10 protein-coding genes are annotated in these 6,147 nt (G+C 63.8%); 5 read left to right on the forward strand and 5 right to left on the reverse strand.

What is annotated here, in order from left to right; all coding sequences use genetic code 11:
* The first annotated feature begins 50 nt into the window (after positions 1-50).
* Entirely contained in the window at positions 51-461 is a 411-nt protein-coding gene (locus ACSC1S_RS20860; RefSeq protein ID WP_435366000.1) for a hypothetical protein, read from the forward strand.
* Positions 462-611: 150 nt separating this feature from the next.
* Here the strand turns inward: ACSC1S_RS20860 and ACSC1S_RS20865 are convergent, their stop codons facing one another.
* Positions 612-1,403 carry an MOSC domain-containing protein gene (locus tag ACSC1S_RS20865; RefSeq protein WP_435366001.1) on the reverse strand — a complete coding sequence of 264 codons (792 nt, stop codon included), beginning with the start codon at positions 1,401-1,403 and terminating at the stop codon, positions 612-614.
* Positions 1,404-1,542: 139 nt separating this feature from the next.
* On the opposite strand from ACSC1S_RS20865, the gene ACSC1S_RS20870 reads away from it, so the two are divergent.
* Entirely contained in the window at positions 1,543-2,388 is an 846-nt protein-coding gene (locus tag ACSC1S_RS20870) for an alpha/beta fold hydrolase (protein WP_435366002.1), read from the forward strand.
* A gap of 22 nt (positions 2,389-2,410) precedes the next feature.
* On the opposite strand, the gene ACSC1S_RS20875 is transcribed toward ACSC1S_RS20870, so the two are convergent.
* Complete coding sequence (locus tag ACSC1S_RS20875) at positions 2,411-3,487, reverse strand: PAS domain-containing sensor histidine kinase (protein WP_435366003.1); 1,077 nt, start codon at positions 3,485-3,487, stop codon at positions 2,411-2,413.
* Between the two features lie 167 nt (positions 3,488-3,654).
* Between ACSC1S_RS20875 and ACSC1S_RS20880 the strand changes: the two genes are divergently transcribed.
* From ACSC1S_RS20880 to ACSC1S_RS20890, 3 genes are all read left to right on the forward strand, one after another.
* Complete coding sequence (locus ACSC1S_RS20880; RefSeq protein WP_435366004.1) at positions 3,655-3,804, forward strand: hypothetical protein; 150 nt, start codon at positions 3,655-3,657, stop codon at positions 3,802-3,804.
* A gap of 66 nt (positions 3,805-3,870) precedes the next feature.
* Entirely contained in the window at positions 3,871-4,575 is a 705-nt protein-coding gene (locus ACSC1S_RS20885) for a YqjF family protein (protein WP_435366005.1), read from the forward strand.
* 2 nt (positions 4,576-4,577) lie between these two features.
* Positions 4,578-5,039 carry a thiol-disulfide oxidoreductase DCC family protein gene (locus ACSC1S_RS20890; protein ID WP_435366006.1) on the forward strand — a complete coding sequence of 154 codons (462 nt, stop codon included), beginning with the start codon at positions 4,578-4,580 and terminating at the stop codon, positions 5,037-5,039.
* Here ACSC1S_RS20890 and ACSC1S_RS20895 read toward each other — a convergent pair.
* From ACSC1S_RS20895 to ACSC1S_RS20905, 3 genes are all read right to left on the reverse strand, one after another.
* Positions 5,007-5,363, reverse strand: a complete 357-nt coding sequence (locus ACSC1S_RS20895; RefSeq protein ID WP_435366007.1) for a hypothetical protein — start codon at positions 5,361-5,363, stop codon at positions 5,007-5,009. The two genes, ACSC1S_RS20890 and ACSC1S_RS20895, sit on opposite strands and share 33 nt — an antisense overlap.
* A gap of 59 nt (positions 5,364-5,422) precedes the next feature.
* Positions 5,423-5,965, reverse strand: coding sequence for a putative phosphothreonine lyase domain-containing protein (locus ACSC1S_RS20900; protein ID WP_435366008.1), 543 nt, complete (start codon positions 5,963-5,965; stop codon positions 5,423-5,425).
* A partial coding sequence (locus tag ACSC1S_RS20905) for a hypothetical protein (RefSeq protein ID WP_435366009.1) occupies positions 5,905-6,147 on the reverse strand: 243 nt, incomplete at its 5' end. The genes ACSC1S_RS20900 and ACSC1S_RS20905, both read right to left, overlap by 61 nt.

The raw sequence follows: 6,147 nt of genomic DNA on the forward strand, positions 1-6,147 counted from the left end.
TCAATGGGCTTTACCAGCGCGGGCGGCAAGTTATATAGATGGGTGTGGTAATGACACTCATGCTCGTTCGGAGTGCAGTCGCACCCGGGGGATGGGAGAGCGACCATACGGAGACGGCGAACAGCATGGGAGTAAGATACACCTACGAGGTGGCGGAGGACGCGAAGGTGCAGGTCGAGGTGCTCCGCTGGGAGCACGACGGCACCGAGCGTCACGAGGTCCTTGTGATGACGGTCGAGCAGAACGGCCGGACCCACAAGAACGTGTTCGAGCCGCTCACCTACGTGGACGGGGAGGAGGCGGCGAAGGCAGCCGAAGCCCTGATGCACGAGATAACCGATGAGGTCGCGGAGTACGAGGAGGCTGACGCGTACCTCGGCGAGAAACGCGAATTCGTCGAACGGATGTCGCAACTGGTGGCAGACGCGAAACAGTCGAAGCGCCGGCTCCGACCGGCCTGACGGTGGAGGAGCCAGTACGCTGACTGGCCGGATGGTGGCAACGCCGTCTCTGTGACGGCAGCGACACGTGTTTTTACCGGATTTTCGTGGGACCGCATCGTGTGGTCACAGGACGTCTCTACGTCGAGCTGCTGGACCGACGCCCGGGCCTCAGACCGCGGTCACGTCGCCGAGTGCGAGTTCGTCGCCGACCGCGACCGTCTTCCCCCACTCTGACTCCGGAATCGAGGTGTTGACCATCAGCCGGAAGTAGTGGTCGAACCACTCGCGGTTCGCCCAGTCGGGCAGGGTCTCCTCGCGCTTCGTGACGAACCGCTCGCGGAAACCCTCGGTCTCGTCGCCGGTGTCGGGGTCTCGCGTCGGCACGACACACCGCTGACAGGGGTTGTGTCCCCGAAGGGACACGTCGCCGATGGTGAACTCGCGAACCCCATCGCGGTCCGCGTACAGCCGGTCCTCCCAGAACGCCTCGCCCGCCTCGACCACGACGTTGGGTCGGAGTCGGCGCAGCAGTTCCTCCGGTCCGATGTCGTCGAACCAGGCCGCGGCCGCCTCGACGGTCTCCCAGGCGATGACGGTCGGGCCGTCGACCGTGGTGTCGTCGGGCATCCCGCCGCTGGCGTCCCGCACGACGCTGACAGGGTAGTCGAAGAAGTCGGAGAGCCACGCGTTCAGTTCCCCGCGATCGGCGTCCATGCGGAACTCGGCCCACTCATCGTCGCCGTGCTCGCGAACGCTGAGGGTGCGGGTCTCGTGGTCGTACTCGCTTCGAATCCGGTGGATGGCGGGTTCGCGTTTCCCGTTGACGAACTCGCGATTACCGTCGACGATGGCGTACTCGCGGTCGTGGCGCAACGCGCCGTTGTTGATGTCGACTTCGTCGACCGGATGCGGGTCGAGCGACTTGACAGGGTGGACGAGGAGCCGTGAGACGTGGGGCATGAATGGCGGTAGGGGAGTGGGTGAATCAAGTGTTGTGGTCCGATTCGTAGAGTGGAGGCCGAATCGGTCCCGGATGCCGATGGCATGTTACCCGAACTGCAACCCACGTTTATCCCGTCAGAGCACCGACTCACCAAGTATGCCAACAGTCTCCGTCGACGGGCACACCATCCAGTACGTCACCGCGGGGGACGGCCCACCGCTCCTCCTGCTCCACGGCGGAATCATCGACGCCGGCCCGGTGTCGTGGGGCGAGGTCATCGAGCCACTCGCCGAGGACTTCACCGTCTACGCGCCGGACCTGCTCGGGTACGGCGACAGCGACGTGCCCGACGTGGACTACACCATCGAGCGCCACGTCGAGACGATGGCGGGATTCGTCGACGAACTCGGTCTTGGCACGAATGACGACGAAATCCACGTCTGCGGGCTCTCGATGGGCGGCGCAGTCGCCCTTGGCCTCGCGCTGGACACCGCGGTTCCGGTGAAACGACTGGTACTCGTTGACTGCTTCGGCCTCGGAACCGAACTCCCACGCGGGAAACTCTCCTACCTCTTCTCGCGACTGCCGATTCTGAACAAGATCGCCGTCGCGCTGTTCCGACGAAGTCGAAGCTTCACCAAGGCCAGCCTGGCCGGTGTCGCCAACGACCCCGACGAACTCTCCGAGGATGCGGTCGACCGGGTGTGGGAGTACGCGAAGAAACCGAGTGCCTGCGTTGCCTTCCGGGATTTCCGCAAGCACGAGATAACGAAGCAGGGCTATCGGACGAACTTCACGCCGCGACTCGGCGATTTGTCGGTACCAACCCTGTTCGTCCACGGCCAACACGACGAGGTCGTTCCGGTCGGGTGGGCCCGTCGCGCCGCAGACGCGGCACCGGAGGCCAGACTGACGATACTCGACGAGTGTGCTCACTGGCCACCGAGAGAGGACCCGGAGACGATGGTGCGTCTGCTCCGGGAGTTCTGCCTGGATTCGTAGAGTGGCTCTGCCTCGGCGCTGGCTACCCTGCTGTGCCGACGCCGCGGAACTCGAATCGCGCACCGGGGCTTGCGTCTGCCACATCGACCGTCCAGCCGTGAGCGTCGGCCACGTTCGAGACGATTGTCAGGCCCAGGCCGGTGTTGTCCGATCCACCCGTGGTGAAACCCGTCTCGAACACTTCCTCCCTCTGTGTTTCGGGGATGCCCGGGCCGTCGTCTTCGACGTAGAACCCGGTCCCGTCCGGTAGCGCCCCGACGCGAATCGTCATGGTCTCGCTCGATTCGCACCCGCAGCTGTTCGCCGCCACGGTCGACTGGCTTCCGTGTTCTACACTATTGCGGAACAGGTTCTCGAACAGGTTGTCGAGGAGGCTCGGGTCGGCCATGAACTGCATCGAGTTGGCCACTTCGAGGGTCGCGCCGTCGACCTCGACGTAGCGCCACGCCTTCATTGCCGCGACGTCCAGGTGGACCGGCTCGAGTTCGTCGATGTCGGCCTCCCTCGCGAGGACGAGGGCGTCGTCGATGATACGCTGCATGCGTTCCAGACAGGAGCGAAGCCCCGAGACGAGTGTGGACGGGGTCCCCTGTCGGTCTTCGAGTTCGGCGATGTAGCCTACTGCGACGCTAATCGGGTTGCGGAGGTCGTGCGAGAGCACGCCTGCGACGGTCTGGAGGTGCGCATTCGACTCCGACAGTTCGAGTTCGGTCAGCTTGCGGTCGGTCACGTCGAGATGTTCGACCAGTGCGTACCGGTCCTCCTCGAACTCGTATGCGCGGGCATACAGCAGGAACCAGCGCTTCTCGTTCTGCGAGTGGCAGGGGTATTCGAGCGAGAACTCCTCACGTTCGCCCGCGAGGAGTGAACGGAGGCCGTCTGCCGTGCTGGCTGCGAACTCGTCGTCGTCCGCGGCGGCGTCACAGATGGTGATGTAGTTCTTCCCGATGGAGGTCGGGTCCCCGTCGATATCGTTCGCCACGCCGAACGAGCGCCAGCGCTCGTTGGTGTAGACGATGGTTCCCGCTCCGTCGAGGATGGCGAGTTGTGCTGGAAGGCCTTCCAGAGCACCTTCGAGTAGCCCTCTGGGAAGGTCCATACGAAGGGCTACACGTGTCGTCGTTATCAACAGTTGGGCGGGTTTCCGGAGATGTCTTTCTAGATATGAATACATGCTGCTCAAACTCTCCTCCTGTCCAAGAGTGCCGGAACCGGAGCATTTCGGCCCTATCTGGCGTATATCCAGGCCACCATCGACGAGCGACCGTGAGCCAGAACGTCCTGCTCGTCGCGCTGGACAGCGTGAGAGCCGCAAGGACGAGCCTGCTCGGGTACGACCGGGACGTCTGTGGGCGGTGTGGCCCCGGTGTCGACGCCGCGGTCGAGGACCGCCGCAGGGACCTGGGCTACGTCTGACGCACAGCACCCCAACCGGTCGCCGTAATCTCCCTGTTTTTGACGTTGCGCTACCAAGATACTATCATGGTGGTTCCCCTCGCGATGGGCTGGCGACACCTCCTGTTCGAGAACTACCCGGTCGACCCGGCCGTGCTCGACGCGCACCTCCCCGACGCGCTCGACGTGGACACGTTCGACGGTGATGGCTGGCTCTCCGTCGTCCCGTTCACGAACGTCGACGTCCGGCCGAAGGGGCTTCCCGCGCGACTCGGCTTCGACCTCCCCGAACTCAATCTGCGGACCTACGTCACCTGCGACGGCGAACCCGGCGTGTACTTCTTCAGCCTCGACGCTCAGGGCGTGCTCGGGGTCCTCGGTGCGCGGGTGTTCCAGCACCTCCCGTACTTCTATGCCCGCATCAGTCTGGAGGGCGAGGACGGCAAGGTCCGGTTCGACAGCCGCCGCCTCCACCCTGGCGACCGACCAGCCCACTACACGGCTACCTACGGCCCCAGTGGCGAGCCGTTCCAGTCGACCGAGGATCCACTGGCGCGGTTTCTCGTGGAACGATACCGGCTCTACACGCAGGGCAGGGATGAGTCGGTCAGGTACGCGAACGTCGACCACGAGCCCTGGACGCTGTACCCCGCCGAGGCGACGGTCGACCGCGACTCACTGTTCGCGGCGAGCGGGTTCGAGCACCCCGACACGGAGCCGGTCCTGTACTACAGCCCGGGCGTGGACGTGACCGCAACCAGGAGCAAGCGCTGGGAGACCGGGAGGCCCTGACGATGCGCGACGAGTCGGTGCAACCCGATGAATCGAGTGAGCAGGCGACCACAGAACTGGAGGGAATCGACGGGCCCGTACTCCTGTTCGACGGCGTCTGCAACCTCTGCAACGGCGTCGTCCAGTTCGTCATCCCGCGTGACCCCGACGCTAACATCCGGTTCGCGCCGCTCCAGTCCGACGCTGGGGCACGGCTACAGGAACGCGCAGGCCTCCCACCGGACCAGCTGGAGACGGTCGTACTGGTCGAAGGGGACGAGTACTACACAAAATCGGCGGCCGTGATTCGCATCGGCGAGCACCTCGGGGGGCTGTATCGGCTGGCCTCCGTCGGCAGATTCGTCCCGCGGTTCGTTCGCGATGCACTCTACGATTTCGTGGCGGACCACCGGTATGGCTGGTTCGGGAAGAAAGAGCAGTGCATGGTGCCGTCACCAGACGTGAAAGAGCGGTTCCTGGACTGAGCTGAGACACGGTGACTCCCGTTCGAGCTCGTCCCTGTCGATGCCGTGGGTCGCGTCGATGTTCTTCCACAGTTCGTCCTGTCGAACCCATGCCCACGCGAACAGCACGACGCGTTCGAGGAGGAAGAGCAGGTAGAGGCGGCCCGAGTTCCAGTTGACGGAGAAGAACCGTCCCAGATACCACTCCGAGATGATCGGGACGCCGAACGCGGGGTGAATTCCTGCGAGTGCTGGACCAAGCACGTACTCGGTGAACAGGACGACCGAGCCGAGCAGGACCGAGAGTTCGGCGGTGTCCCTGTCAATGCGTCGAATCGAAACCACGGGCGGATACAATCTCACGGCCGCTATCACGTCAGTGTCGCCAGCACGAACGCGACCCGTTAGTCGATGTACCTGGCCGGGACCGAGAGGCCGAACTCCTCGGCAGTGTCGGCCACGATGCCCTTCACCGTGTAGATGTCCGGTTTGTAGTACAGTTCGTGGTCGACGCCATACTCGTCTCGGAGGTGTTCCCGCACCCGGGTCACGTCGTGTCTCACGAAGTAGTTGGGCGTGTAGACGGTCAGGATGTAGTCGTCGTACATCGGGAGGTTCTGGTACCCGAACGTGGTCATTGCCTTGACCGCCCAGATGGTGCCGTCCTCGGCGTCGGCGACGAGTTCCGGCCACAATTCTTCGATTCGCTCCGGGGACCCCGTAACCTGCCACTTCCCGATGAACTTCGTCTCTGCCAGTGCCTCGCGGTCGATCTCCCGGACTGCGTCGTCGTCAGTCGGTGGAAGGTCGTCTGCTGTCACTTCCTCTGGGCGAGGGACCTCGTGCTCTGTGAAGTACTGGTCGCCACCGATTCTCGGGTCGTCACTCACGTCCCGACTTCGGAGCCAGTACGTCTCTTCATCTCGGATTTCGAGCGGCGACTGCATATGTCGAGAGACCAGTTCCACGGATACCAACGCTCGCCATACAGGGTGAAAGTGAAAGTGGTCCTCTTCCCCTTCTTCCCCTTCTCGCGCTCTTCCCCTTCTTCCCCTTCTCGCGCTCTTCCCCTTCTTCCCCTTCTCGCGCTCTTCCCCTTCTTCCCCTTCTCGCGCTCTTCCCCTTCTTC

The sequence above is a fragment of the Haloarchaeobius pelagicus genome (assembly GCF_051207375.1).
GTDB lineage: Archaea > Halobacteriota > Halobacteria > Halobacteriales > Natrialbaceae > Haloarchaeobius.